The sequence below is a fragment of the Pseudomonas berkeleyensis genome, assembly GCF_014109765.1.
Taxonomy (GTDB): Bacteria; Pseudomonadota; Gammaproteobacteria; order Pseudomonadales; family Pseudomonadaceae; genus Aquipseudomonas; species Aquipseudomonas berkeleyensis.
Window position 1 is genome coordinate 1,219,333 of the sequence record NZ_CP059139.1, and the last position, 21,809, is coordinate 1,241,141.

Sequence of the window (21,809 nt, forward strand, 5' to 3'; positions counted from 1 at the left end):
GGCGTGGCGCAGGTCAAACGTATTCGCCGCAAGGTCGACGGCATCATCCTGCTGGACAAGCCCCACGGTTTTACTTCCAACGCGGCGCTGCAGAAGGTGCGTTGGCTGCTCAATGCGGAAAAGGCCGGCCACACCGGCAGCCTCGACCCGCTGGCGACCGGCGTGCTGCCGTTGTGCTTCGGTGAGGCGACCAAGTTCTCCCAGTATCTGCTCGATGCCGACAAGGGCTACGAGACCGTCGCCCAGCTTGGTGTCACCACCACCACTGGGGATGCCGAAGGCGAGGTCATCGAGCGCCGCCCGGTGACCGTCGGTCGCGCCGAGATCGAGGCGCTGTTGCCGCGCTTTCGGGGTGAAATCAAGCAGATACCACCGATGTACTCGGCGCTGAAGAAAGATGGCCAGCCTCTCTACAAACTGGCCCGTGCAGGGGAAGTAGTGGAGCGTGAAGCGCGTTCTGTTACTATTGCGCGCCTGGAATTGCTGGCATGTGAAGGCGAGCAGGTTCGTCTGGCCGTCGACTGCAGCAAAGGCACCTATATTCGTACGCTGGTCGAGGATCTCGGCCAGTTGCTGGGCTGCGGTGCACATGTCGCCGAGTTGCGTCGTACCAAGGCCGGCCCGTTTGACCTGTCACGTACTGTGACCCTGGAAGAGCTGGAGGCTGCACACGCCGAAGGTGGCAACGAGGCGTTGGATCGCTTCCTGTTACCGGCTGACAGTGGCCTGCAGGATTGGCCGCTGCTGCAGTTCTCCGAGCACAGCGCGTTCTACTGGTTGCAAGGGCAACCGGTGCGAGCACCGGAAGCGCCGAAGTTCGGCATGGTGCGGGTGCAGGATCACAACGGCCGCTTCATCGGTATTGGTGAAGTGAGCGATGACGGTCGTATTGCGCCGCGCCGGCTGATCTACACCGGCGCGTAACGGGCTACAGCCCGGATTGAATGGATACCGACGCGTTGCGTCGACAGGCGTTATCGGAGTTGCCGGTAACGCGAATGGTTCGGCCGAGAAGGCTGAAAACCTGGAACTGGCAGATGCCGGGGTCAGGATTACGAGGGTGGCTGTTAGTAGGCACGGTCATGCCTCTTTTTAAAACACGGGAAGCGATTCCCGGCCTATTGAGACTGCTTCAGCAGTTTCCAGATGAGAGGAAGCCAACATGGCACTCAGCGTTGAAGAAAAAGCCCAGATCGTTAACGACTACAAGCAAGCTGAAGGCGATACCGGTAGCCCGGAAGTGCAGGTTGCCCTGCTGACCGCCAACATCAACAAGCTGCAAGGCCACTTCAAGGCCAACGGCAAAGACCACCACAGCCGTCGTGGTCTGATCCGTATGGTTAACCAGCGCCGCAAGCTGCTGGACTACCTGAAGGGTAAAGACACCAGTCGTTACAGCGCCCTGATCGGTCGCCTGGGCCTGCGTCGTTAATAGACGCGAGCTGCACAAGTTGGAAGCTGGGAGTTCGGCGTCGCGAGTGGGGAGTGATCCTCACCTCGTGACGCTGGGCTTCCAGCTTTTGGCTTTCCGAGGGATGCATCGGGTCCGACTCCCGCGCCTCTTTCCGATTTCCCCCAAGGCAACAAAGAGAAGGAAAACACCGTGAACCCGGTAATCAAGAAATTCCAGTTCGGTCAGTCGACCGTCACCCTCGAGACTGGCCGTATCGCCCGTCAAGCCAGCGGCGCCGTATTGGTGACCGTCGATAACGATGTCAGCGTGCTGGTCGCTGTCACCGGTGCCAAAAGCGCCGACCCGAGCAAAGGCTTCTTCCCGCTGTCCGTGCACTACCAGGAAAAAACCTACGCTGCCGGCAAGATCCCTGGCGGTTTCTTCAAGCGTGAAGCACGTCCTTCCGAGAAAGAGACCCTGACCTCGCGTCTGATCGACCGTCCGATCCGTCCGCTGTTCCCGGAAGGTTTCCAGAACGAAGTGCAGGTCATCTGCACCGTGGTTTCCACCAGCAAGAAGACCGATCCGGACATCGCTGCGATGATCGGTACCTCGGCTGCCCTGGCCATCTCCGGCATCCCATTCAACGGCCCGATCGGCGCCGCACGCGTCGCCTTCCACCCGGAAGCCGGCTATCTGCTGAACCCGACCTACGAACAGCTCAAGGCCTCCAGCCTGGACATGGTCGTGGCCGGTACCGAAACCGCCGTTCTGATGGTGGAATCGGAAGCCAAGGAACTGACCGAAGATCAAATGCTGGGCGCCGTACTGTTCGCCCACGATGAGTTCCAGTCCGTCATCAGCGCCATCAAGGCATTCGCTGCCGAAGCCGGCAAGCCGACTTGGGACTGGCAGCCAAAGCCGGAAAACACCGCTCTGCTGAACGCCATTCGTGGCGAGTTCGGCGAGGCCATCTCCCAGGCCTACACCATCACCATCAAGCAGGATCGCTATGCGCGTCTGGGCGAGCTGCGTGATCAGGTCGTGGCCAAGTTCGCCAGCGAAGAAGGCGTGCCTTCCGCTGCCGAGGTCAAGGAAGCCTTTGGCGAAATCGAATACCGCACCGTGCGCGAGAACATCGTCAACGGCAAGCCGCGTATCGATGGTCGTGACACCCGCACCGTTCGTGGTCTGAACATCGAAGTCGGCGTTCTGGACAAGACCCACGGCTCGGCCCTGTTCACCCGTGGCGAAACCCAGGCGCTGGTCGTCGCTACCCTCGGTACCGCGCGCGACGCGCAACTGCTGGATACCCTCGAAGGCGAGAAGAAAGACCCCTTCATGCTGCACTACAACTTCCCGCCGTACTCGGTCGGTGAGTGTGGTCGCATGGGCGCCACTGGCCGTCGCGAAATCGGCCACGGCCGTCTGGCCCGCCGTGGCGTTGCCGCCATGCTGCCGAGCGCTGACGAGTTTCCGTACACCATCCGCGTGGTATCGGAAATCACCGAGTCCAACGGCTCTTCCTCCATGGCTTCGGTCTGCGGTGCTTCCCTGGCCCTGATGGACGCTGGTGTGCCGATGAAGGCGCCGGTTGCCGGTATCGCCATGGGGCTGGTTCTGGAAGGCGACAAGTTTGCCGTCCTGACCGACATTCTCGGTGACGAAGACCACCTGGGCGACATGGACTTCAAGGTAGCCGGTACCGCCAAAGGCGTCACTGCGTTGCAGATGGACATCAAGATCCAGGGCATTACCGAAGAGATCATGGAGCAGGCCCTGGAGCAGGCGCTGGAAGCTCGCCTGAACATCCTCGGCCAGATGAACCAGGTCATCGCCCAATCGCGCAGCGAGCTGTCGGAAAACGCTCCGACCATGCTGGCGATGAAGATCGACCAGGACAAGATCCGCGACGTCATCGGCAAGGGTGGTGCCACCATCCGCGCGATCTGCGAAGAGACCAAGGCCTCGATCGACATCGAAGACGATGGCTCGATCAAGATCTTCGGCGAAACCAAGGAAGCCGCCGAGGCTGCCAAGCAGCGCGTACTGGCCATCACCGCCGAAGCCGAGATCGGCAAGATCTACGTCGGCAAGGTCGAGCGCATCGTTGACTTCGGTGCCTTCGTCAACATCCTGCCGGGCAAGGACGGTCTGGTTCACATCTCCATGCTCAGCGATGCTCGCGTAGAGAAAGTGACCGACGTTCTGAAAGAAGGTCAGGAAGTCGAAGTGCTGGTACTGGACGTGGACAACCGCGGCCGTATCAAACTGTCGATCAAGGACGTAGCGGCCGCCAAGGCCTCCGGCGTTTAAGCGACGGTTCGTTCGCTGCAATGAGAAGGGCTCCCGCGGGAGCCCTTTTTCATGCCTGTTCTCCAGCGATTACTGCGTGCCCCTGATATGGGCGTCCCAGCTCTGCATCGCCAGCAGCGCCACTGCGCTCAGTTCTGTCTTGCCTACGCCGTCACGGGCCAACAGCGACATGCCGCTTTGCAGAGTTTGTACGAAGCGGGCGAGAGCATGGGCGTCGGTCGAAGGTGGCAGCTCGCCTGTTTCGATGGCCTGGCGAATGCGTGCTTCGATGCGTTCGCAAGTCACGGCACGGGCTGAGCGGACATGTTCGCCAAGCTCGATATGACCTTCGCTGGCCACTGACGAGAGTGCCACCATGCAGCCGTGAGGAACCTCGACGAGATTCCCGGTAAACGTGGCCGCAGAATCCACCAGCAGGGCCGTTATCGCTTCTCGGGCAGTGGGCGCGGCGCAGAAATTGCCCCACACCAGCCCTTCATAGGTCTTGCCGTAATAGTCGATGGCTTCGGCGTAGAGCGTCTCTTTCGAGCCAAAGGCCGCATACAGACTGGGCGAGCCAATGCCCATGGCCGCGGTGAGGTCGGCGATGGAGGTCGCTGCATAGCCCTGGCGCCAGAACAGGTGGGTCGCTTTGGCCAGTGCGGCTTCGCGGTCGAAGGTTCGTGGGCGGCCGCGAGCTGGTTTGCTTTTCTCGGGTTTATCCATGGGGCTTTGGGAACCGGTTGTCGCGCCTGGGCAATATGCCACATCCGCTGTGCGCCTATGGCGTTCGGGTATTGCGTAGAACCCAGATATCGGCAGAGATTGCCTGCAACGCGTTGTGCAGACAGGCACCGTTCAGGCGGCGGTCGGCGCTTTGGCGCCCGCATAAGTAATGCGTTTGGCTTGGCGCGAGGGGGCTGCGTCTTCTCTATTTCATATCTGCCCCAGCGTGAAGTGAGGCCGTATAACCATTCTTGGTCGTGCCATGAGCCAGGAGATCGCGTTTCGGAGCGCGTCCATCAGCTTCGGCTCCCTGAATGAATTGCGGATCATGCAAATTGCCCGGGCTATTTTCTTCAAGTCGGCGAAATGCAATCAAAAGGCTATGTCTTTATTTTTATAAGTCTTTGTTTTTAAAGTATTTATTTTATTTTAAAAAACTGGCACAGCGCTTGCGATAGTACTGGTGAACCTGCAGCCAGGAGTTGGTTTGCAGATTGTCTGGAATGTACAGGAGTCGAACCATGAAACAGCCAATCAACCGTTTTGCCGCTACCACCCTGACCGCTGCTGTGCTGAGCATGTCTCTGGCTTCGGCAGCTTTCGCCGCCGAGCCGACCATGCTGGCAGCCAACGATACTGTGGATAAAGCCGAGCAGGCTGTATCCGACACCTGGATCACCAGCAAGGTGAAGTCCACCTTCGTCGCTGACTCGAACCTCAGTGCTCTGGACATCAAGGTCGAGACCAACCAAGGCGTGGTTTCCCTGTCCGGTGTGGTAGCGACCGACGCCGAACGTGATCTGGCCATTGCCAAGACCAAGGAAATCGAAGGCGTGCGTGACGTCTCCGCCGATGCTCTGAAAACGGCTGACTGATAACCGTGCCGGCCGGGTCTAGGCCCGGCCCCATCCCCCTGTCACTGGGAGAATGACCATGAATAGCGACATCATCAAAGGCAAATGGAAGCAGCTCAGCGGTCGCATCAAGGAGCGCTGGGGCAACCTGACCGATGACGACCTGGACGTCGCCGAAGGCCACAGCGAATACCTGGCCGGCAAACTGCAGGAACGTTACGGCTGGACCAAGGAAAAGGCCCAGCAAGAGCTGCGCGATTTCAGCGACAAGCTCTAAGTACGGATAGCCTGGTACGGATGCCGCACGAGCACGGATGGCTACAGGCACGGACGTCGTATCAGCACGGATAGCGACAGGCATGGATGCTCAAAGGCCCCACCGGTGTGACCGGTGGGGTCTTTTGCTGTTCAAGGGGCGGACTGTGTCCGCGCTTGCCAGAGAATGCGCTGATGTGCGGCGCCCTGTGCAGGGCTGGCGTCAGCTGCCGCGTTTGCTGCGGATCTCGATCAGACGACCACCTTCGAAGCGCAGGAAGTGGTACATGCCGCTTTTCGGCCCGTAGACCCATTCCTCGACACTCACTTCATTGCGAAAGCCATAGGTATCGACGACCTCCTTGTAGCCGATGAAGTCGCGGCTGGCGGGTTCGCCGCACTTGCTCAGCACTTCCGCACTGGGCGCGGTCTTGCTCACCAGGGCGCTGCCACAGCGATAGGTGGAGGAGGCCTCGGCGGCAAGCGGCAGGCACAGCATGACGAGCAGGTATCCGAGTTTGTGCATGGGAATCTCCTGCTCAGCGTTCGCGGCGCCGTTCGATGGCGGTCAGGCGGTTGCCTTCGAAGCGCAGGATGCTGAGCATACCGTTGCTCGGGCCGTACACCCATTCTTCGATCATGTATTCGCGGCGGTCGTAGGAACCCAGGGTGTAACCGATCGGGTCGCGATGCACCGGCGCGCCACATTTGCGTTCGACTTCGAACGGGCGGTCGCCGAGGCTGACCAGGGCGCTACCGCAGCGCATGGTATCAGCCTGCGCGGTAGCGCTGATCAGGCATGCGAACAGGGTGGCAAACGGGATGAAGGGCAAGCTGCGCATGATCATTGACTGTCCAGATGCAGGGCGGTGAGCACGCGTCCATTGGCCTCGGGCTCAGCCAGGTTGACATCGATCAGGTAGACACGTTCATCGTACAACCCGCCCTGTTCCACCAGGTAGTCCTTGATCGTTGCAGCGCGTTGCTGAGCCAACTGACGCAGTAACAGCTTGCTTTGAGCCCAGGAGTCCAGCACGGCCTGGCGCATGTTCTGGGTGCGCTGCGCGGCGTTGAGCTCGCTCCATTCGGACGGAGGCTGCTGTTTCAGGCGGGTGCGATAGATGCCTTCGAGCAGGGCGGCCTGTTCGTCCTCATCGACCGCCAGCTCATCCGGGCTGGCCGGTACCTTGTCGCCACGGCGTTGCAGCACCTTGTACCAGCTTTCGCGGAACTCGCGCTGCAGGCGTTGTTCGGCCAGCAGCGGGCCGTCGCTGGCTTGCGCGCTCTGGCCCTCCACCTCCAGGCGCAGGTTGGGTCGTTCCTGCAGCGCCTTGGCCAAGGTATCGAGTGCCTGGCGGGCGTCGCCTTCCAGCTCCGCCGAACCCGGGCTGAATGGTACGGTGCTGAGGTCGACATCGCTGCCGCCAACCAGACCGGCGATGAACTTGAACGGCGCCTGCGCTGCACGCAGCACCAGGTTGCGCAGGGTTTGCCAGACGATGGGCATGACGCTGAACTGCGGGTTGTTCAAGTCGCCCTGTACCGGCAGCTCGAGGGCGATGTTGCCCTGGGTGTCCTTGAGCAGGGCGACTGCCAGGCGTATTGGCAGATCCACTGCATCGGGGCTGTCGACCCGTTCGCCCAGTTGCAGGTTTTCCACCAGCACCTTGTTCTCGGCGTTGAGCTGGCCTTTCTCGATGCGGTAATGCAGGTCGAGATTGAGGCGGCCTTTGCGGATGCGATAGCCGGCGAACTTGCCGGAGTAGGGGGTGATGGTGGTCAGTTCGACGTTCTTGAAGCTGGTGGCGATGTCCAGGCTGTTGAGCGGATCGAAGGGGGTGAGTTGGCCCTTGATGCTCATCGGCGCGTAGCGATCCACCTTGCCCTTGATGTCGACGCTGGCGGCCTGCGGCTTTTGATTGTCGAGCGTGCCGATGCGGCCGTTCATCTGTTGAATGGCCGTGGCGAAGCTGGGGGTCAGGCTGAAGTCGGCGAAATTGGCCGAACCGTCGTTGACGGTGACACCGCCGATACGGATTGCCAGCGGTTTGCCGGTGTCCTGCTGAGCTGAGCCGGCAGCGGCGGGTTGCGGCACGATCAGGTCACTGACGTTGGTGGTGAGGTTCTCGTTGATCACGAAGCGGGCGTAGGGCTGATCCAGTTCGATCCGCTCGATGGCCAGGCTGTCGCCATGGCGATAGTCGAGGCCGTTGACGCGTACCTGTTTCCAGCGCAGGAAGTCACGTTCGCGCAGGGTGTCGAGGGTATGCAACTGATCGACCTTGGCACTGCCGGTCACACTCAGCGCCAAGGGCTCGGTGCTCTTGAGTTGTACGTCGAGGTCGCTGCCGAGCAGGCCGCTGCGCAGTTCCAGGCGGATAAAGGGGTTGAGGTAGGCCTGGGCCAGGCGCAGGTCGATATCCTGGGTGATGACCTTGAGCCGGGCCGTGGTTGGGGTCAGTTGTACGTCGCCTGCGGCCTGCAGCTTGCCCTGCTTGCCCAGACCGGTATCCAGCTTGAGGTTGAAAGGCTTGTCGCCAAGGCTGTCGAAATCTTTCAGATCGAGATTCAGCGGGCCGACTTCCAGCGCCACATTCTCCTTGGGTACGCGGTCCGCCAGGTGGGCCTTGTAGTCGCGCAGTTGTACGTCCTGCAGCAGCACCTGCCAGGGCTTGGTCTCGGTTTGCGCTTCGGGCGCGGCTTCGCTCGCGGGTTGTGGTTTACCGGCAAACAGCTTCTGCCAATCCAGCTGGCCATCGGCCTCGCGGGCGGCCCAGGCTTCCAGGCCTTGGCTGCGCACCTGGCCAACCACCACCTGCTGTTTGGCCAGATCCAGGCTGGTATCGGTGACCTCGAGTCGTTGCAGGCGCGCCAGCGGTTTACCGTCCGGATCATCGATGGCAAAGGGGGCGAGCTGGATGGCGACCTTGCTCAGTTGTAGTTCGGTACCTTTGGAAAGGTCGAGGCGGTAATCGCTGCTGAGGTCGACCAGGCCTTCCTTGAGCACTAGCGGTACGGCGTCGCGCACGTAGGGCCAGAAGGTACTCAGGCGCCCGTCGCTGATCTTCAGGCTGCCGCTGGAGGTGATCGGTGTCAGGCTGACCTGGCCCTGCCAGTCGATCTTCGCACCATTCGGGCCGCTGGCCGTGAGGGTCATCTCGGCGTTGTCTTCGGGCAAGGTGCTGAGGTTGTGCAGTTTCAGATCGAGGGCGTCGTAGGCGAATTCCACCGGCTCGCTCGGGCGCAGATCCTGGAAGCGCAGGGCGTTTTCCTGCAGGACGATGGTGTCGATGCGCAGTGGGAAGGGATCGCCGCTGCTCGGTTGTTTTTCCTCGGTAGTTTCCGGCAAGCGGAACAATTGAGTGAGGTTCAGCGTGCCGTCCTTGTCGAATAGCACGGCGGTGCGCGCCCCTTGCAGCTCGACCGCGGCCAGGTGCAGCGCACCGCTCCACAGGCTGTCGCTTTGCAGGTTGGCATAGAGGCGCTCGAACGCCAGATGCTCCTGGCCCGCTTCGCCGATGCGCAGGCCCCACAGGTTCAGCTCCAGACTGAAGGGATTGAGCTGCAGGCGCTGCAGCGATGCTGGCACGGTGGCGTACTGCGCCAGTTGCTGGTTGGCGATGCGCAGGGCGATGCCTGGCAGAATCAGGAAGCCGATCAGGCTGTAGAGAAAGAGGGCGATCAACAGTGCGCTCAGCGCGCGCTTCAGTCCTTTGGGCATGGCTTGGCGTCATCTATCCAGACGAAGGGATGACTTGGAGTATGGCACGCCAGTTCGGTTCCGGTCGTGCGTGGTGGGGCGCAATTATTTTCGCAGCGGGCTCAAAACTGCAGGATCAGCGTCTTCAGCGGCGGCCTGGCGTCATGGGAGGGGAAGTCCACGGCGGGCGCCAGCACCTGGCAGTCGCGCGCGGGTCTGCCGAGTTTTTCCGCGCAGCGCAGCACCTGTTCGCGCCAGTCTTCCATCACCACTTTCGCCAGGTTGTTGCAGCACACCAGCGCACCACCATCGGCAGTGGCCAGCAGCGCCGGCTTGAGCAGGCTCTGGTAGTCGCGCAGCAGGTCGACGGTACCGAACGCGCTCTTGGCCCAGGCGGGCGGGTCGAGGAACACCAGGTCGAACTGACGAGCTTGCAGGCGTGGGTAGTTCGGCAGCTTCTGTCCGCGGCGGCTGTTGATCGGTAGGCCGGCCATTTGGCGGATGGCGGGGAAGTAATCGGACTGGATGAACTGCATGGCTGGCAGTTGTGGATTGAGCTGGCCATTCTCACGGCCTACGGCGAGGTTGCTCTGAGCGAAGTCCAGGTTGGTCACTTCGCTCGCGCCGCCGGCTGCCGCGCACAGGCCGACGCCGCAGGTATAGGCGAACAGGTTGAGTACGGATTTACCGGCGCTGTTGGCCTTGACCCAGCCGCGGGCGTTGCGCAGGTCGAGAAACAGCAATGGATCCTGCCCGGTGTGGCGACCGCGTACCCGGTAGTTCAGGCCCCATTCGTGCCCGATCAGATCCGCCAGCGCCGCCTCTTCGGCTTCGAACGCGTGAGGATTGCGGTCGATGCGTGAGTTACGTTGCGAGCGGTCGTTGTAGACCAGCAACAGGGGCTGGCCGAGGCGCTGCTCGACAATGGTCGCGAGGCTTTGCAGGGCATCTGCCTCCAGCGGCTGGTGAAAACTCTGCACCAGCAGTTGTGGGCCGTAGCGGTCGACGGTCAGGCCCGGGGCACCTTCCTGGCTGCCATGGAACAGGCGATAGCAGTCGGTGCCTTGCGCGTGCAGTTCGTCCAGCAGGTTTTCGCGGGCGTCGAGGGCGGCGCGCAGCGCCTGGTCAAGAGCGGACATGCGCGGCATCTCGGAGAAAGGAAGGCGGCAGTTTATCAAGAAAATCAGGGCGTCTTTACGGTTTCCCGGGTTCCTGGCGACAACGAGTGCCAGGAACCCGCAGCGGGCTGTCAGCCCTGTTCCTCACGCCGGTAAGCGTAGGTGTCGGCGAAGCGCGACAGCAGGTACTCGGCGCTGGTCACCGGCGAATATTTTGGCGGGTTGTCGGCGCTGGAACAGTTCGGCAAACAGTCGATCAGGGTGTCCGGATGCGGTTCGGCGAAGAATGGCATGGAGTAGCGATCCACCCCCAGCGGGCTGATCACACGGTGTGGTGTGGAGGTGTAACGGTCGTTGCTCCAGCGCGCCATCATGTCGCCGATATTGACCACGAAGCTGCCGGCAATCGGTGGCGCGTCGATCCAGTCGCCATGGCGCGGACGTACCTGCAGGCCACCGGCTTCGTCCTGGTAGAGCAGGGTGATGCAGCCATAGTCGGTGTGCGCACCGGCGCCTTGCTGCCCGGCGCAGCTGGCCGTCTGGCGTGGTGGGTAATGGATCATGCGCAGCACGCTGATCGGCTCATGGAAGCGCTTGTCGAAGAACTCCGGTTCGATATCCAGGGCCAACGCCATGGCCCGCAGCAGGGTAGTGGCCAGTGCCTGCATGTCGGCGTAGTGCTGCTCCATCAGTGCAGCCCAGCCGGGTTCGTCGGGGTGACGATTGGGGCCACGCAACGGTTTGCCGGCCAGCACTTCGGGATGATCGGCGGGCATATGGAAACCCATGTCGAAGGTTTCCTTCAGGTCGCTCGGCTTGCTCGGGTCGAGCTGTTCGGTGGCGATGGCGCCGTAGCCGCGATGGTGGGCGGTCTGGGTGATGTCGATCTTGAGCTTTTCCTCGGTAGGCTGGGCGAAGAAGCGCTTCGCTGCACCGAGCAGGGTGTCGATACGTTCGCTGCTTATTGGGTGGCCGACGATGTAGAAGAAACCCCATTCGCGGCAGGCGCGGTCGATCCGTTCGGCCACGGCGGGCCAGGCGGATTCGTCGTCACTGTACAGAGGGGCGATATCGATGATGGGTAATGCGTTCATGTTGAGCCTCGGGTGGGGCGGTGCTGCGAGTCTTCTCGTACTAGGGAGCCTGTCGAACCCAACACTGTTCTGCTGCGGAAAACCCGGCTTTGGCCATTTTTGCCGCTTTCCCTCGTTAAATAGCGGGCTATTCGCCTCGGAAAAGCGACAAAACTGTCTCAAACCGGATTCCCCTCGCGACGAACGGTTGAGTCCGACAGGCTCCAGGGCAGCGGAAAGAGACCTCGGATGAGATCCCCTTGATGCGGTTCTGCCGGTAGCAGGGACGGCATCGGTATTGGCTTGGTGGTGGGTTTCACCCGCCCTACAGACCGTAGGGCGGGTGAAACCCACCAGCAGCTTACTTCGGCAGCTCGGCCTTCACGTTTTCCACGTAGTAGTTCATCGAGGCCAGTTCGGCATTGGTTGCCGTTACGCCGGCTGGAATCTTCTCGACGCCACTCTGATCCTTGATCGGACCGGTGAAGGGGTGGAACTTGCCGCTGCGAATATCGGCGATGATCTGCTCGGCTTCGCTCTTCACGTCGGCAGGCACCAGGTCGCTGATCGGCAGCTCGATGGTGTCCTCGGCCAGGCCGCCCCAGAAGTCCTGCGGTTGCCAGTTGCCATCGATCACCGCCTGGGCGGATTTCACGTAGTGCGGGCCCCAGTCGTTGACGATGGAGGTGAGCACGGCCTTCGGCCCGAAATGCGCCATGTCCGAGGCGTAGCCGACGGAGTAGATTCCGCGACGCTCGGCGGTCTGGATCGGCGCCGGGCTGTCGGTGTGCTGGAACATCACGTCCACGCCCTGGTCGATCAGCGCGTTGGCGGCGTCGGATTCCTTGCCCGGATCGAACCAGGTGTTGACCCATACCACCTTGATCTCGGTGCCCGGGTTGTATTTGTCCAGGGCCAGCTGGATGGCGTTGATGTCGCGGATCACCTCGGGTATCGGGAAGGAAGCGATGTAGCCGACCTTTTTGGTCTTGGTCATTTTCGCCGCGAGGAAGCCGCCGACGTAGCGCCCCTCATAGGAGCGCGACAGGTAGGTGCCGACGTTCTTGTCCTGCTTGTAGCCGGTGGCGTGCTCGAAGGTCACCTTGGGGAATTGCTTGGCCACCTTGATCGTCGGGTTCATGTAGCCGAAGGAGGTGGTGAAGATCAGGTCGAAGCCGCCCTTGGCCATGTTGCGGATCACGCGTTCGGCGTCTGCGCCTTCCGGCACGTTTTCCACGTAGCTGGTGGTGACCTTGTCGCCCAGTTCCTTGATCAGCATCTGCCGGCCCTGCTCATGCTGGTAGGTCCAGCCGTGATCGCCGATGGGGCCGATATAGACGAAGCCGACCTTTAGCGGATCGGCGGCGGAGGCGCTGAGCATGGCGCCAAAACCCAGGGCGGCAACGAGGGTGCGCAGCAGTGGTTTCTTGCTCTTCTCGAACATGGTGGGTGGAGCTCCAGTCTTGATGTCGGGATGGCCGTTGGTTGGCTGATCCCATGACTGCAAAAAGCTGACCAATAAGACAGATAGCCGTGCTGGAAGCCTTTGCGGGCAAGGGCGAGGGATGGTGTGGAGCGCTATTGGTGCGACTGACGTGCAGATGCTGCGTTGTGGTGCGAGCGTCCTGCTGCAAACCGTAGGGTGTCGCGGGGCCGCCCAGGCCGTGCGTACCGGCAGTTTCTCGGTACACATGGCGCACCCCACGGTATGGCGTCAGCCGCTTACCAGCTGCCTCGCCGCCTGGCTGTGATCGGCGATCAATTGAGCGACATCGAGCCCCTCGATCTGTCCGTCGACTACTCGCCAACTGCCGCCGATCATCACCCGATCGGCACGATCTGCACCGCACAATAGCAGCGCGGAGAGTGGATCGTGGCTGCCGGAGAAGCGCAGGTCGTCCAGCTTGAACAACGCCAGGTCAGCCTGCTTGCCAACGGCCAGTTCACCGACATCGCTACGTCCGAGTAAGCGTGCCGAGCCACGGGTGGCCCAGCCCAGCGCGCGTTCGGGCGTGATCGCCTCGGCACCGTAGCGCAGGCGTTGGATATACAGCGCCTGGCGTGCTTCGATAATCATGTTCGAGGCATCGTTGGAGGCCGAACCGTCGACGCCCAGACCGACCGGTGCACCGGCTGCCTCCAGGTCATGTACGGGGCAGATGCCCGAGGCCAGGCGCATGTTCGAGCACGGGCAATGGCAGATACCGGTGCCGGCGGCGCCAAGGCGGGCGATTTCCTCGGCATTGAAGTGAATGCCATGCGCCAGCCAGGTGCGCGGCCCGAGCCAGCCGACGCTTTCCAGATAGTCCACGGTGCGCAGGCCGAACTGACGCAGGCAGTAGTCCTCTTCGTCGAGGGTTTCGGCCAGGTGGGTGTGCAGACGTACGTCCAGCTGCTCGGCCATTTCGGCGCTGGCGCGCATGATGTCGCGGGTTACCGAGAAGGGCGAGCAGGGCGCCAGGGCGATCTGGATCTGCGCGCCATCGCCGCGCTCATGGTAGCGCTCGATCAGACGCTGGCTGTCGGCCAGGATCGCCTCGCCGCTCTGCACGGTGTGCTGTGGTGGCAGGCCGCCGTCGGCCTCGCCGAGGCTCATCGAGCCACGACTGAGCATGGCGCGCATACCCAGTTCGCGCACCGCGTTCACCTGCACATCGATGGCCTGTTCCAGTCCACCGGGGAACAGATAGTGATGATCGGCAGCGGTGGTGCAGCCGGACAGCAGCAGCTCGGCCAACGCCACTTTGCTGGCCAGAGCCAGCTTTTCCGGTGTCAGCCGCGCCCATACCGGATACAGCGTCTTCAGCCAGGGGAACAGCGGCTGGTTGACCACCGGCGCCCAGGCACGGGTAAGGGTCTGGTAGAAGTGATGGTGGGTATTGATCAGGCCCGGCAGCAGCACATGCGCACTGGCATCGAACGTCTGCTGGCAGGGTTGAGCGGGTTGCTGGGCGGCACCGAGCAGTTCGACGATACGGCTATCTTCGATTACCAGACCACCAGAGGCGTCGTGATGGTTAGCGGTGAAAACGGCGAGAGGGTTCTTGATCCAGAGTCGAGTAGCAGCCATGAGTGGCTCCTCTGAGGTTGATTTCAGGTAAGCCAGCTCAGTGTTGACCCTGTCTGCTGATCCAGGTTCGTCAGAAATGACGCGAGGCGACGATAGCTGAATTCTTGCTCGGCAGACAATCGGATGCGGACGTCAGGCGCGCAGCGGGCAGGTGGTGGCCAGGCGCTGCAGCAGTTCGTTTCTCAGTTGCTGCAACTCGTCGATGCGGTTTTCGATCAGCGTCAGCTTGTCTTGCAGCAATTGGGTCACGGTTTGATCCGGGTCGGTGGCCTGCCACAGGCCGCCGACATGCTGGCTGATCTCGCCAAGGCTGAAACCCAGGCGCTGCGCGGTCTTGATGTAGGTGACAAGCTGCACCATCTCGACGGGGTAGTCGCGGTAGCCGTTGGCGCTGCGTCGTGCGGCGATCAACCCGCGTTGCTCGTAAAAGCGCAGGGTGTCGCGGCTCACTTCGCAGGCTTCGGCCAGTTCTCCGATTCGCATCTTTTCACTCGGTGGGGTGTTGACCTTGGAGCATACTCCAGGCCTTAGCCTAGGTGCTCCTTCAATGACTGGAGCAACACCCATGTGGACCCCCGAACACTATCGCCGCCTGGTACGGGCCAGTGGCTGGTACGACCTGCTGGTGGCCGCCCCCTTCGCCACGCCATGGAGCTTCATGGCGCTGCACGGCCTGCTGCAAAGCCTGCACCACGGCCTCGGCCTACCGGGGGCGCTGCCGGTCTTCGAGCCGATGCATATGCTGCTGGGCAACCTGATGGGCTCGATCATCTGTGTCTGGTCGGTGCTGCGTATTCGCGATCCGAAAGCGGTGTTCGGTCGCTATGACGCGGCCGGTCGCCTGCTGTTCTCTACCTGGCAGATCTACGCGCTGATGCACGGCGCAACGCCTCTGATCGCGATCTTCCTGGTCTTCGAATTGGCCTGGGGTGTGGCGCAGTTGTGGCCGGTTAAATCGCCGCAGCTAGCTTTTCGCGGCTGAAGCCGCTCCTACAGGGCATGTTGTTTTTGTAGGAGCGGCTTCAGCCGCGATCAACTGCTATACAGAACCAATCACGATCAGGAGGCAAAGGAATGCTTCGTTCAGACAAACCGCATGCAGGAGCACTACGTCGTGGACGTTATTCCGAATCCGGTCGCGTCTACTTGCTGACGGCGGTACTGCATGGTCGCGAAGCGCTGCTCCAGGATTTTGCTCTCGGGCGGCTATTGGTCGCCGAGCTTCGTGAGGCTCATGAGATCGGTCTGGTGCATTCACTGGCGTGGGTGGTGATGCCTGATCATCTGCATTGGCTGGTGCAGTTGGAGCGTACGACTCTGGACGAGTTGATGCGCCGGATCAAAGGCCGCAGCGCGCGCCGGATCAATCAGCGTTTGTCTCGGTATGGTCCGTTATGGCAGCACGGTTTCCATGATCGTGCTTTGCGTCAGGAAGAGGATTTACGGGCTGTCGCACGTTATGTGATTGCCAATCCTGTGCGGGCAGGCCTGGTGAAGCGGGTGGCGGACTACCCATTATGGGATGCTGTGTGGCTCTAGCACTGATCGCGGCTGAAGCCGCTCCTACGGGGTGTGCGTCGCTTGTGTAGGAGCGGCTTCAGCCGCGATTCATGGGCGCATCAATGCCCTGGCTGCCACGGCTGACCCAGTGACACCGGCGCATACAGCCGGGTCTTGATCGCGTCGCGCGAGAGCAGCACCAGCACCACGATGGTAGCGACGTAGGGCAGCATGGCCAGCAGGTTCGATGGGATCGACAGGCCGATGCCCTGCGCCACCAGGTGCAGAATGCTGGCCAGGCCGAACAGGTAGGCGCCGAGCAGTACGCGCAATACGCGCCAACTGGCGAACACCACCAGTGCCAGGGCGATCCAGCCACGGCCGGCGGTCATGTTCTCCGCCCACATCGGTGTGTAGGCCAGCGACAGGTAGCCGCCCGTCAAGCCGGCCATGGCGCCGCCGAACAACACCGCTAGGGTACGCACGCGGAGCACCGGCAGGCCCATGGCGCTGGCGGCGTCCGGGTTTTCGCCAACAGCCTGGATGATCAGGCCGATACGACTTTTCAGCAGCACCCAGGCCACCAGCGCGAACAGGGCGAAGGACAGGTAGATCAGCACGTCCTGGGCGAACAGCATGCGCCCGATCAGCGGGATGTCAGACAGCAGCGGAATGACGATGGGCTCGAAACCGGACAGCGGCTTGCCGACCCAGGCAGCGCCGACGAAGGTGGACAGGCCGACGCCGAAGATGGTCAGGGCCAGGCCGGTGGCCACCTGGTTGGCGTTGAAACCCAGCGCCACGGCGGCGAACAGCAGCGACAGCAGCATGCCGGCAGCCATCGCCAGCAACACGCCGAGCCACAGGCTGCCGGTGCTGAAGGCGACGATGAAGCCGATCACCGCGCCGAACAGCATCATGCCCTCCTGGCCGAGGTTGAGCACGCCGCTCTTCTCGCACACCAGCTCGCCCAGAGCCACCAGCAGCAGCGGCGTGCCGGTGCGCACCATGGCGTAGAAGATATTGGTCAACAGATCGAGATCCATGGGGATTCCTTTGCATTCATGCTCTTTGTGGGAGGCGCTTCAGCGGCGAGCTTTTGTCGCGGCTAAAGCCCCTCCCACAGTCAGGTGGTCGCTTCAGCGAGGCTCTCGCGCTTCGTCCATTTCCACTTCAGCCGCGGCCGGTAGAGGATCAGCACGTCGCAGGCCAGCAGGTAGAACAGCATCATTCCCTGGAACAGCTGGGTGATCGCCTGCGGCAGGTTGAGGTTCATCTGCGCGTTCTCGCCGCCCAGGTAAAGCAGCGCCATCAGCAGGCTGGCGGCAACGATACCGAGCGGGTTGAGGCGGCCGAGAAAGGCCACGGTGATCGCCGCATAGCCGTAGCCGGGCGAGACCTGTGGTACCAGTTGGCCAATCGGTCCGGCCACTTCGCCGACGCCAGCCAGGCCGGCCAGGGCGCCGCTGACCAGCAGGGCGAACCACACCAGGCGCTTCTCGCGAAAACCGACGAAGCCGGCGGCGCGCTTGTCCAGGCCCAGCACCTTGATCTGGAAGCCCAGAAAACTCTTGTGCAGCAGCACCCTCACCGCCACCAGGGCCAGCAGCGCCAGATACAGGCCGCCATGCAGGCGCCCGTCCTCGCTGACCAGCGGCAGGCGGCTGGCATCGCCGAACATCGCCGATTCGGGGAAGTTGAAACCGGCGGGGTCTTTCAGCGGCCCATGCACGAAGAACAGCAGCAGGTTCAGCGCGATGTAGTTGAGCATGATGCTGGTGAGGATTTCGTTGGCGTTGAACTGCGTACGCAGCCAGGCGGTGAGCCCGGCCCACGCCGCGCCCGCGCAGGTGCCGGCCAGCACCACCCAGGCCAGTGCCCAGCGGCTTTCCCAGTCGATCAGTTGCAGGGCCATGGCGCTGCCGGCCAGGGCGCCGATCAGCAACTGGCCTTCGGCACCGATGTTCCAGATGCGCGCCTGGTAGGCGACTGCCAAGCCGAGGGCGCAGAGCAGGATCGGCAGTGCCTTGACCAGCAGTTCGGACACGCCGTACCCGTCGCTGACCGGCGCGATCAGCAGCGTATGCAGGGTCTCCAGCGGGTCATGGCCAAGCAGGGCGAACAGCAGTACGCCGCTCACCAGGGTCAGGGCTGCGGCCAGCAGCGGCGACAGCCAGAGCATGGGGCGCGACTCTTGGCCGCGCGGTTCCAGGGATAACAGCATGACGGGCTCCGTCAGCAGGCCGCAGCGGCGGCGGGTTGATCGAATTCACCGGCCATCCAGCGGCCGACTTCCACGGTGGATACCTGCGCTGTCTCGGCCAGCGGCGACAGGCGCCCGCTGCACAGTGCGCCGATGCGGTCGCTGATCTGGAACAGCTCGTCGAGGTCTTCGGAGATCACCAGGATCGCCGCGCCGGCATCGCGCAGGGCGATCAGCGCGCGGTGGATGGCCGCAGCGGCGCCGACGTCCACGCCCCAGGTCGGGTGCGCGGCCACCAGCAGTTTCGGGTTCTGCAGAATCTCGCGCCCCAGGATGAACTTCTGCAGATTGCCGCCGGACAGGCTTCGCGCCGCCGTATCGGCATCCGGCGTCTTCACCGCGAAGCGCTGGATGATCTGCTCGGCCAGCGCACGTACCTTGCTGCGCTGCACCAGGCCGCCCTTGACCAGGCCCTGGCCGAAGGCGGTGAGCAGGGCGTTGTCCACCAGGCTCATCTCCGGCACCGCACCGTGGCCGAGGCGTTCGGCCGGCACGAAAGCCAGGCCCAGCTGGCGCCGCGCATTAGGGTGCAGATTGGCCACTGGCGCGCTATCCAGGCTGACCCGCTCGCGTTCGCCACGGGGCAGGCGGGTTTCGCCGCTGAGCAGCGCGAGCAGCTCGTCCTGGCCATTGCCGGCCACGCCGGCGATACCGACGATCTCGCCACTGCGTACTTCCAGACGAATACGTTCGAGCGAGCAGCCGAAGGGATCGGGGTTGTGCCAGCTGAGGTCGTCGACACGCAGGCGTGGCAGGCCGCCGCTGACTTTCGGGTAGCTGCTTTCCAGGCCCTCGGCATCACCGACCATCAGCCGCGCCAACTCCAGGTCGCTGCATTCTGCCGGCACGCAATGGCCGGACACCCGCCCGCCGCGCAGCACCGTGGCGCTCTGACACAGCGCGCGCACCTCGCCGAGCTTGTGGCTGATGAAGAGGATGCTGCAGCCTTCGGCGGCCAGGCGGCGCAGGGTGACGAACAGCTCATCGGCCTCCTGCGGGGTGAGCACCGAGGTGGGCTCGTCGAGGATCAGCAGTTTGATGTCCTGCATCAGGCAACGCACGATCTCCACCCGCTGGCGCTCGCCGATGGACAGGCTGTGTACCAGGCGGGTCGGCTCCAGCGCCATGCCGTAGCGTTGCGACACCTCGCGAATCTTCGGCTCCAACTGCTTCGGCGTGCCGGCATCCGCCCCCATCGCCAGGGCGATGTTCTCGGCGACGCTCAGGGTCTCGAACAGCGAGAAATGCTGGAACACCATACCGATGCCCAGGTTGCGTGCCATGGCCGGGTCGCGCATCGTGAGCCGCTCGCCCTGCCAGCGGATTTCACCGCTACTGGGCTGGGTCACACCGTAGATGACCTTCATCAGCGTGCTCTTGCCGGCACCGTTCTCACCCAGCAGGGCGCGGATCTCGCCGGGGGCGATGGCCAGGTCGATACGGTCGTTGGCCAGGCAGCCGGGGTATTGCTTGCTGATGGCTGTCAGCTGCAGGCGCGGGGCATCAGGTGAGGCGGACATGGGAAACGCTCATGGCAATAACTGAGCGGGGCTAAAGCAAAAACCTGGCCAGGAGGTCAGAAAAGCCAGGCGAGCCTATTCGCGCCTGTCGCCCGATTTGATCCATGCGCGGGATTGGTGCGCGCCACCCCGTAGGGTGCGCCATGCGCACCGCATTCGAGCGCCTATGGCGGGTGGTGTCGGTGCGCATGGCGATCCGTGGGAAAGGTTCAGTCCTGCAGCCAGGCGCCCTGACTGCGGCCGTGACCGGTCTGCTGGTCGTACTGCCACTCCTGCTCGGCGTAGCGCTGCAGGATGGCGTTGGCGCGCTGGTTGGCCTGCTGCTGCAACTCGGCGCAACTGGGGTATTCCGGCGTTGCCAGCAGGGCCGCATCGATTTCGGCGGCAGCGGCCTGGCCGATGCGATAGTGGCCCAGCTCGTGCTCGCGCAAGGCACTGAGGTATTGCTCGAAACGCTGACGCTGCTGTGCATCACCGCCGCCAAGGCGGGGCAGGGTGATGCTGGCGTTCAACAGGGTGCGGGTGAGATCGATCTGGCAGCGGCCATCGCGTTGTTCGCGCCACCAGAAATTCCACTGCACCTTCCAGCGCGTGTAGGCGTGGAATACCTGGCCGTTCTCGTGAATCGGCGAGGCCTGGTCGAGGGCGCGGCTGAGGGATTGGCCGGAGGCCACCTGCAGGTCGTAGTACTGCTTCTGCAGGTGTTCCTGCACATCGGCCTGCACCGGTAGGGCCAGCCACAGCAACAACGGTAGGAGCGCAATAGTCGTCCGTTTCATGGTGCCCTCAGACGTTCGCGGCCCCGGCTGATATCGCCCAGCAATCGCTCCAGGGCTGCATGCTCGGCTGGTGCGACGGCTAGTTGCAGCCGTGCGCCCGTGGCGTCGTAGTCCTCGCGTTCGATCAGGCTGTCGAACTCGTTCAGGCGCGCCTTGAATACTGGCAGTTCAGCGAACTGCAGGTGGCAGCTGAAGGCCTGGCGCAGCACCAGTTCACGCCGCTCACCGGCCTGCAGGCATTTGGCTGCGCTGCCGCCGTAGGCGCGGGCCAGGCCGCCGGTGCCGAGCTGGATGCCGCCGTACCAGCGGATTACCAGCACCACCACCTGGTCGCAATCCTGCCCTTCGATGGCGGCGAGGATCGGCCGTCCGGCCGTGCCGCCCGGCTCGCCATCGTCGTTGAAGCGGTACTGGTTGCCGACTTTCCACGCCCAGCAGTTGTGCGAGGCAGCCAGGTCGCTGTGGTCGTCGATGAAGGCTTGCGCCTCGGCCGCGCTGGCAATCGGTGCGGCGAGGGCGATGAAACGGCTCTTGCGAATCTCCTCGCGGTATTCGCAGGGGCCGAGCAGGGTGAACGCCATCAGGCTTTGACGGCGGGCTTCAGGCCGCAGCCCTTGAGGATGATCTGCACCAGTTGATCGGAGGCTTGCTCGAAGTCCTGCTTGGTCAGGCGCGAGCACTGCTTGACACGGCAGATCTGCGAAGCGAAGTCGGCGTAATGCTGGGTGCTGCTCCACAGCAGGAAGATCAGGTGTATCGGGTCGACCGGATCCATCCTGCCGGCGGCGATCCAGCCTTCGAACACGGCGGCGCGGCCACGGAACCAGTCCAGGTAGTTCTGGTTGAAGTACTGCGACAGGCAGTCGCCACCGCTGATCACTTCCATGGCGAAGATGCGCGAAGCTTTCGGCTGGCGGCGAGAGAACTCCATCTTGGCGCGAATGTAGCGCTCCAGTGCCTCGGCCGGGTCATCATCGACGGTCAGGTTGTTGAAGGTGCTGTCCCAGAGTTCGAGGATGTTGCTCAGTACCGCCAGATACAGGCCCAGCTTGTTGCTGAAGTAGTAGTGCAGGTTGGCCTTGGGCAGGCCGACGTTCTGCGCGATGGTGTTCATGCTGGTGCCCTTGAAGCCGTGCCGGGCGAACTCTTCCTCGGCAGCCTTGATGATGGCTTCTTCGTTCTTCTGGCGAATGCGCCCGGCGGGCTTGCCGTTGGCGCTGTGGGCGGGGACTTCGAAGGTCATGGGCGATTCCGAGCTGATCT

The 21,809-nt window shown here is 62.8% G+C and carries 22 protein-coding genes; 7 read left to right on the forward strand and 15 right to left on the reverse strand.

What is annotated here, in order from left to right; genetic code table 11:
- The first annotated feature begins 3 nt into the window (after positions 1 to 3).
- The 3 genes from truB to pnp all read left to right on the forward strand — a co-directional run bounded on the left by truB (position 4) and on the right by pnp (position 3,709).
- Positions 4 to 924: a tRNA pseudouridine(55) synthase TruB gene (truB, locus tag HS968_RS05610; RefSeq protein ID WP_182370506.1), complete on the forward strand. Its 921-nt coding sequence runs from the start codon at positions 4 to 6 to the stop codon at positions 922 to 924.
- 238 nt (positions 925 to 1,162) lie between these two features.
- Positions 1,163 to 1,432, forward strand: coding sequence for a 30S ribosomal protein S15 (gene rpsO / locus HS968_RS05615; RefSeq protein WP_004424394.1), 270 nt, complete (start codon positions 1,163 to 1,165; stop codon positions 1,430 to 1,432).
- A 171-nt stretch (positions 1,433 to 1,603) separates the two neighbouring features.
- Positions 1,604 to 3,709, forward strand: a complete 2,106-nt coding sequence (gene pnp / locus HS968_RS05620) for a polyribonucleotide nucleotidyltransferase (RefSeq protein ID WP_119694716.1) — start codon at positions 1,604 to 1,606, stop codon at positions 3,707 to 3,709.
- Positions 3,710 to 3,778: 69 nt separating this feature from the next.
- Here pnp and HS968_RS05625 read toward each other — a convergent pair whose 3' ends face one another.
- On the reverse strand, positions 3,779 to 4,414 hold the full coding sequence (locus tag HS968_RS05625) for a TetR/AcrR family transcriptional regulator (RefSeq protein ID WP_182370508.1): 636 nt from the start codon (positions 4,412 to 4,414) through the stop codon (positions 3,779 to 3,781).
- A 521-nt stretch (positions 4,415 to 4,935) separates the two neighbouring features.
- Here HS968_RS05625 and HS968_RS05630 point away from each other — a divergent pair.
- Both HS968_RS05630 and HS968_RS05635 read left to right on the forward strand, forming a co-directional pair.
- Positions 4,936 to 5,289 (forward strand): BON domain-containing protein, encoded by a 354-nt coding sequence (locus HS968_RS05630; protein WP_017675327.1) that lies wholly within the window; start codon positions 4,936 to 4,938, stop codon positions 5,287 to 5,289.
- Positions 5,290 to 5,347: 58 nt separating this feature from the next.
- A complete protein-coding gene (locus tag HS968_RS05635; RefSeq protein ID WP_074916313.1) occupies positions 5,348 to 5,545 on the forward strand; it encodes a CsbD family protein in 198 nt (65 codons plus the stop codon).
- 201 nt (positions 5,546 to 5,746) lie between these two features.
- On the opposite strand, the gene HS968_RS05640 is transcribed toward HS968_RS05635, so the two are convergent.
- From HS968_RS05640 to HS968_RS05675, 8 genes are all read right to left on the reverse strand, one after another.
- Positions 5,747 to 6,049, reverse strand: a complete 303-nt coding sequence (locus tag HS968_RS05640) for a DUF2845 domain-containing protein (protein ID WP_106739019.1) — start codon at positions 6,047 to 6,049, stop codon at positions 5,747 to 5,749.
- Positions 6,050 to 6,062: 13 nt separating this feature from the next.
- The gene (locus HS968_RS05645) at positions 6,063 to 6,371 is read right to left on the reverse strand and encodes a DUF2845 domain-containing protein (RefSeq protein WP_119694714.1); all 309 of its coding nucleotides are present in this window, start codon (positions 6,369 to 6,371) and stop codon (positions 6,063 to 6,065) included.
- A complete protein-coding gene (locus tag HS968_RS05650; RefSeq protein ID WP_182370510.1) occupies positions 6,368 to 9,244 on the reverse strand; it encodes a DUF748 domain-containing protein in 2,877 nt (958 codons plus the stop codon). The genes HS968_RS05645 and HS968_RS05650 overlap by 4 nt, the downstream gene beginning before the upstream one ends.
- A 101-nt stretch (positions 9,245 to 9,345) precedes the next feature.
- A complete protein-coding gene (locus HS968_RS05655; RefSeq protein WP_182370512.1) occupies positions 9,346 to 10,362 on the reverse strand; it encodes a class I SAM-dependent rRNA methyltransferase in 1,017 nt (338 codons plus the stop codon).
- A gap of 110 nt (positions 10,363 to 10,472) precedes the next feature.
- Positions 10,473 to 11,435 (reverse strand): 2-oxoglutarate and iron-dependent oxygenase domain-containing protein, encoded by a 963-nt coding sequence (locus tag HS968_RS05660; RefSeq protein WP_182370513.1) that lies wholly within the window; start codon positions 11,433 to 11,435, stop codon positions 10,473 to 10,475.
- Positions 11,436 to 11,775: 340 nt separating this feature from the next.
- Complete coding sequence (locus HS968_RS05665) at positions 11,776 to 12,858, reverse strand: BMP family ABC transporter substrate-binding protein (RefSeq protein ID WP_179624008.1); 1,083 nt, start codon at positions 12,856 to 12,858, stop codon at positions 11,776 to 11,778.
- A gap of 270 nt (positions 12,859 to 13,128) precedes the next feature.
- Complete coding sequence (locus tag HS968_RS05670) at positions 13,129 to 14,484, reverse strand: 8-oxoguanine deaminase (RefSeq protein WP_182370514.1); 1,356 nt, start codon at positions 14,482 to 14,484, stop codon at positions 13,129 to 13,131.
- A gap of 132 nt (positions 14,485 to 14,616) precedes the next feature.
- Complete coding sequence (locus HS968_RS05675) at positions 14,617 to 14,967, reverse strand: MerR family transcriptional regulator (RefSeq protein WP_119694709.1); 351 nt, start codon at positions 14,965 to 14,967, stop codon at positions 14,617 to 14,619.
- An 82-nt stretch (positions 14,968 to 15,049) separates the two neighbouring features.
- Here HS968_RS05675 and HS968_RS05680 point away from each other — a divergent pair, with 82 nt between their 5' ends.
- Both HS968_RS05680 and HS968_RS05685 read left to right on the forward strand, forming a co-directional pair.
- Positions 15,050 to 15,466 (forward strand): hypothetical protein, encoded by a 417-nt coding sequence (locus tag HS968_RS05680; RefSeq protein ID WP_182370515.1) that lies wholly within the window; start codon positions 15,050 to 15,052, stop codon positions 15,464 to 15,466.
- Positions 15,467 to 15,558: 92 nt separating this feature from the next.
- Complete coding sequence (locus HS968_RS05685) at positions 15,559 to 16,023, forward strand: REP-associated tyrosine transposase (protein WP_182370516.1); 465 nt, start codon at positions 15,559 to 15,561, stop codon at positions 16,021 to 16,023.
- A gap of 80 nt (positions 16,024 to 16,103) precedes the next feature.
- Here the strand turns inward: HS968_RS05685 and HS968_RS05690 are convergent, their stop codons facing one another.
- From HS968_RS05690 to HS968_RS05715, 6 genes are all read right to left on the reverse strand, one after another.
- A complete protein-coding gene (locus HS968_RS05690; RefSeq protein WP_182370517.1) occupies positions 16,104 to 17,030 on the reverse strand; it encodes an ABC transporter permease in 927 nt (308 codons plus the stop codon).
- 80 nt (positions 17,031 to 17,110) lie between these two features.
- The gene (locus tag HS968_RS05695; RefSeq protein WP_182370518.1) at positions 17,111 to 18,208 is read right to left on the reverse strand and encodes an ABC transporter permease; all 1,098 of its coding nucleotides are present in this window, start codon (positions 18,206 to 18,208) and stop codon (positions 17,111 to 17,113) included.
- An 11-nt stretch (positions 18,209 to 18,219) separates the two neighbouring features.
- On the reverse strand, positions 18,220 to 19,767 hold the full coding sequence (locus HS968_RS05700) for an ABC transporter ATP-binding protein (RefSeq protein WP_182370519.1): 1,548 nt from the start codon (positions 19,765 to 19,767) through the stop codon (positions 18,220 to 18,222).
- Between the two features lie 209 nt (positions 19,768 to 19,976).
- Positions 19,977 to 20,546, reverse strand: a complete 570-nt coding sequence (locus HS968_RS05705) for a DUF922 domain-containing protein (protein WP_182370520.1) — start codon at positions 20,544 to 20,546, stop codon at positions 19,977 to 19,979.
- On the reverse strand, positions 20,543 to 21,127 hold the full coding sequence (locus HS968_RS05710) for an IMPACT family protein (RefSeq protein WP_119694702.1): 585 nt from the start codon (positions 21,125 to 21,127) through the stop codon (positions 20,543 to 20,545). The genes HS968_RS05705 and HS968_RS05710 overlap by 4 nt, the downstream gene beginning before the upstream one ends.
- A complete protein-coding gene (locus tag HS968_RS05715; protein WP_182370521.1) occupies positions 21,127 to 21,789 on the reverse strand; it encodes a TetR/AcrR family transcriptional regulator in 663 nt (220 codons plus the stop codon). Before HS968_RS05715 ends, HS968_RS05710 begins: the two co-directional genes overlap by 1 nt.
- Positions 21,790 to 21,809: the final 20 nt, after the last annotated feature.

What these genes read in the sequence shown, in the direction of transcription:
- HS968_RS05700 (WP_182370519.1), bottom strand. Translation starts at nt 19,767, where the DNA reads ATGTCCGCCTCACCTGATGCCCCGCGCCTGCAGCTGACAGCCATCAGC.
- HS968_RS05630 (WP_017675327.1), top strand. Translation starts at nt 4,936, where the DNA reads ATGAAACAGCCAATCAACCGTTTTGCCGCTACCACCCTGACCGCTGCT.
- HS968_RS05650 (WP_182370510.1), bottom strand. Translation starts at nt 9,244, where the DNA reads ATGCCCAAAGGACTGAAGCGCGCGCTGAGCGCACTGTTGATCGCCCTC.
- HS968_RS05655 (WP_182370512.1), bottom strand. Translation starts at nt 10,362, where the DNA reads ATGTCCGCTCTTGACCAGGCGCTGCGCGCCGCCCTCGACGCCCGCGAA.
- HS968_RS05680 (WP_182370515.1), top strand. Translation starts at nt 15,050, where the DNA reads ATGTGGACCCCCGAACACTATCGCCGCCTGGTACGGGCCAGTGGCTGG.
- HS968_RS05710 (WP_119694702.1), bottom strand. Translation starts at nt 21,127, where the DNA reads ATGGCGTTCACCCTGCTCGGCCCCTGCGAATACCGCGAGGAGATTCGC.
- HS968_RS05675 (WP_119694709.1), bottom strand. Translation starts at nt 14,967, where the DNA reads ATGCGAATCGGAGAACTGGCCGAAGCCTGCGAAGTGAGCCGCGACACC.
- HS968_RS05640 (WP_106739019.1), bottom strand. Translation starts at nt 6,049, where the DNA reads ATGCACAAACTCGGATACCTGCTCGTCATGCTGTGCCTGCCGCTTGCC.
- HS968_RS05670 (WP_182370514.1), bottom strand. Translation starts at nt 14,484, where the DNA reads ATGGCTGCTACTCGACTCTGGATCAAGAACCCTCTCGCCGTTTTCACC.
- HS968_RS05625 (WP_182370508.1), bottom strand. Translation starts at nt 4,414, where the DNA reads ATGGATAAACCCGAGAAAAGCAAACCAGCTCGCGGCCGCCCACGAACC.
- HS968_RS05705 (WP_182370520.1), bottom strand. Translation starts at nt 20,546, where the DNA reads ATGAAACGGACGACTATTGCGCTCCTACCGTTGTTGCTGTGGCTGGCC.
- HS968_RS05665 (WP_179624008.1), bottom strand. Translation starts at nt 12,858, where the DNA reads ATGTTCGAGAAGAGCAAGAAACCACTGCTGCGCACCCTCGTTGCCGCC.
- HS968_RS05695 (WP_182370518.1), bottom strand. Translation starts at nt 18,208, where the DNA reads ATGCTGTTATCCCTGGAACCGCGCGGCCAAGAGTCGCGCCCCATGCTC.
- rpsO (WP_004424394.1), top strand. Translation starts at nt 1,163, where the DNA reads ATGGCACTCAGCGTTGAAGAAAAAGCCCAGATCGTTAACGACTACAAG.
- HS968_RS05690 (WP_182370517.1), bottom strand. Translation starts at nt 17,030, where the DNA reads ATGGATCTCGATCTGTTGACCAATATCTTCTACGCCATGGTGCGCACC.
- HS968_RS05685 (WP_182370516.1), top strand. Translation starts at nt 15,559, where the DNA reads ATGCTTCGTTCAGACAAACCGCATGCAGGAGCACTACGTCGTGGACGT.
- HS968_RS05660 (WP_182370513.1), bottom strand. Translation starts at nt 11,435, where the DNA reads ATGAACGCATTACCCATCATCGATATCGCCCCTCTGTACAGTGACGAC.
- HS968_RS05635 (WP_074916313.1), top strand. Translation starts at nt 5,348, where the DNA reads ATGAATAGCGACATCATCAAAGGCAAATGGAAGCAGCTCAGCGGTCGC.
- HS968_RS05715 (WP_182370521.1), bottom strand. Translation starts at nt 21,789, where the DNA reads ATGACCTTCGAAGTCCCCGCCCACAGCGCCAACGGCAAGCCCGCCGGG.
- HS968_RS05645 (WP_119694714.1), bottom strand. Translation starts at nt 6,371, where the DNA reads ATGATCATGCGCAGCTTGCCCTTCATCCCGTTTGCCACCCTGTTCGCA.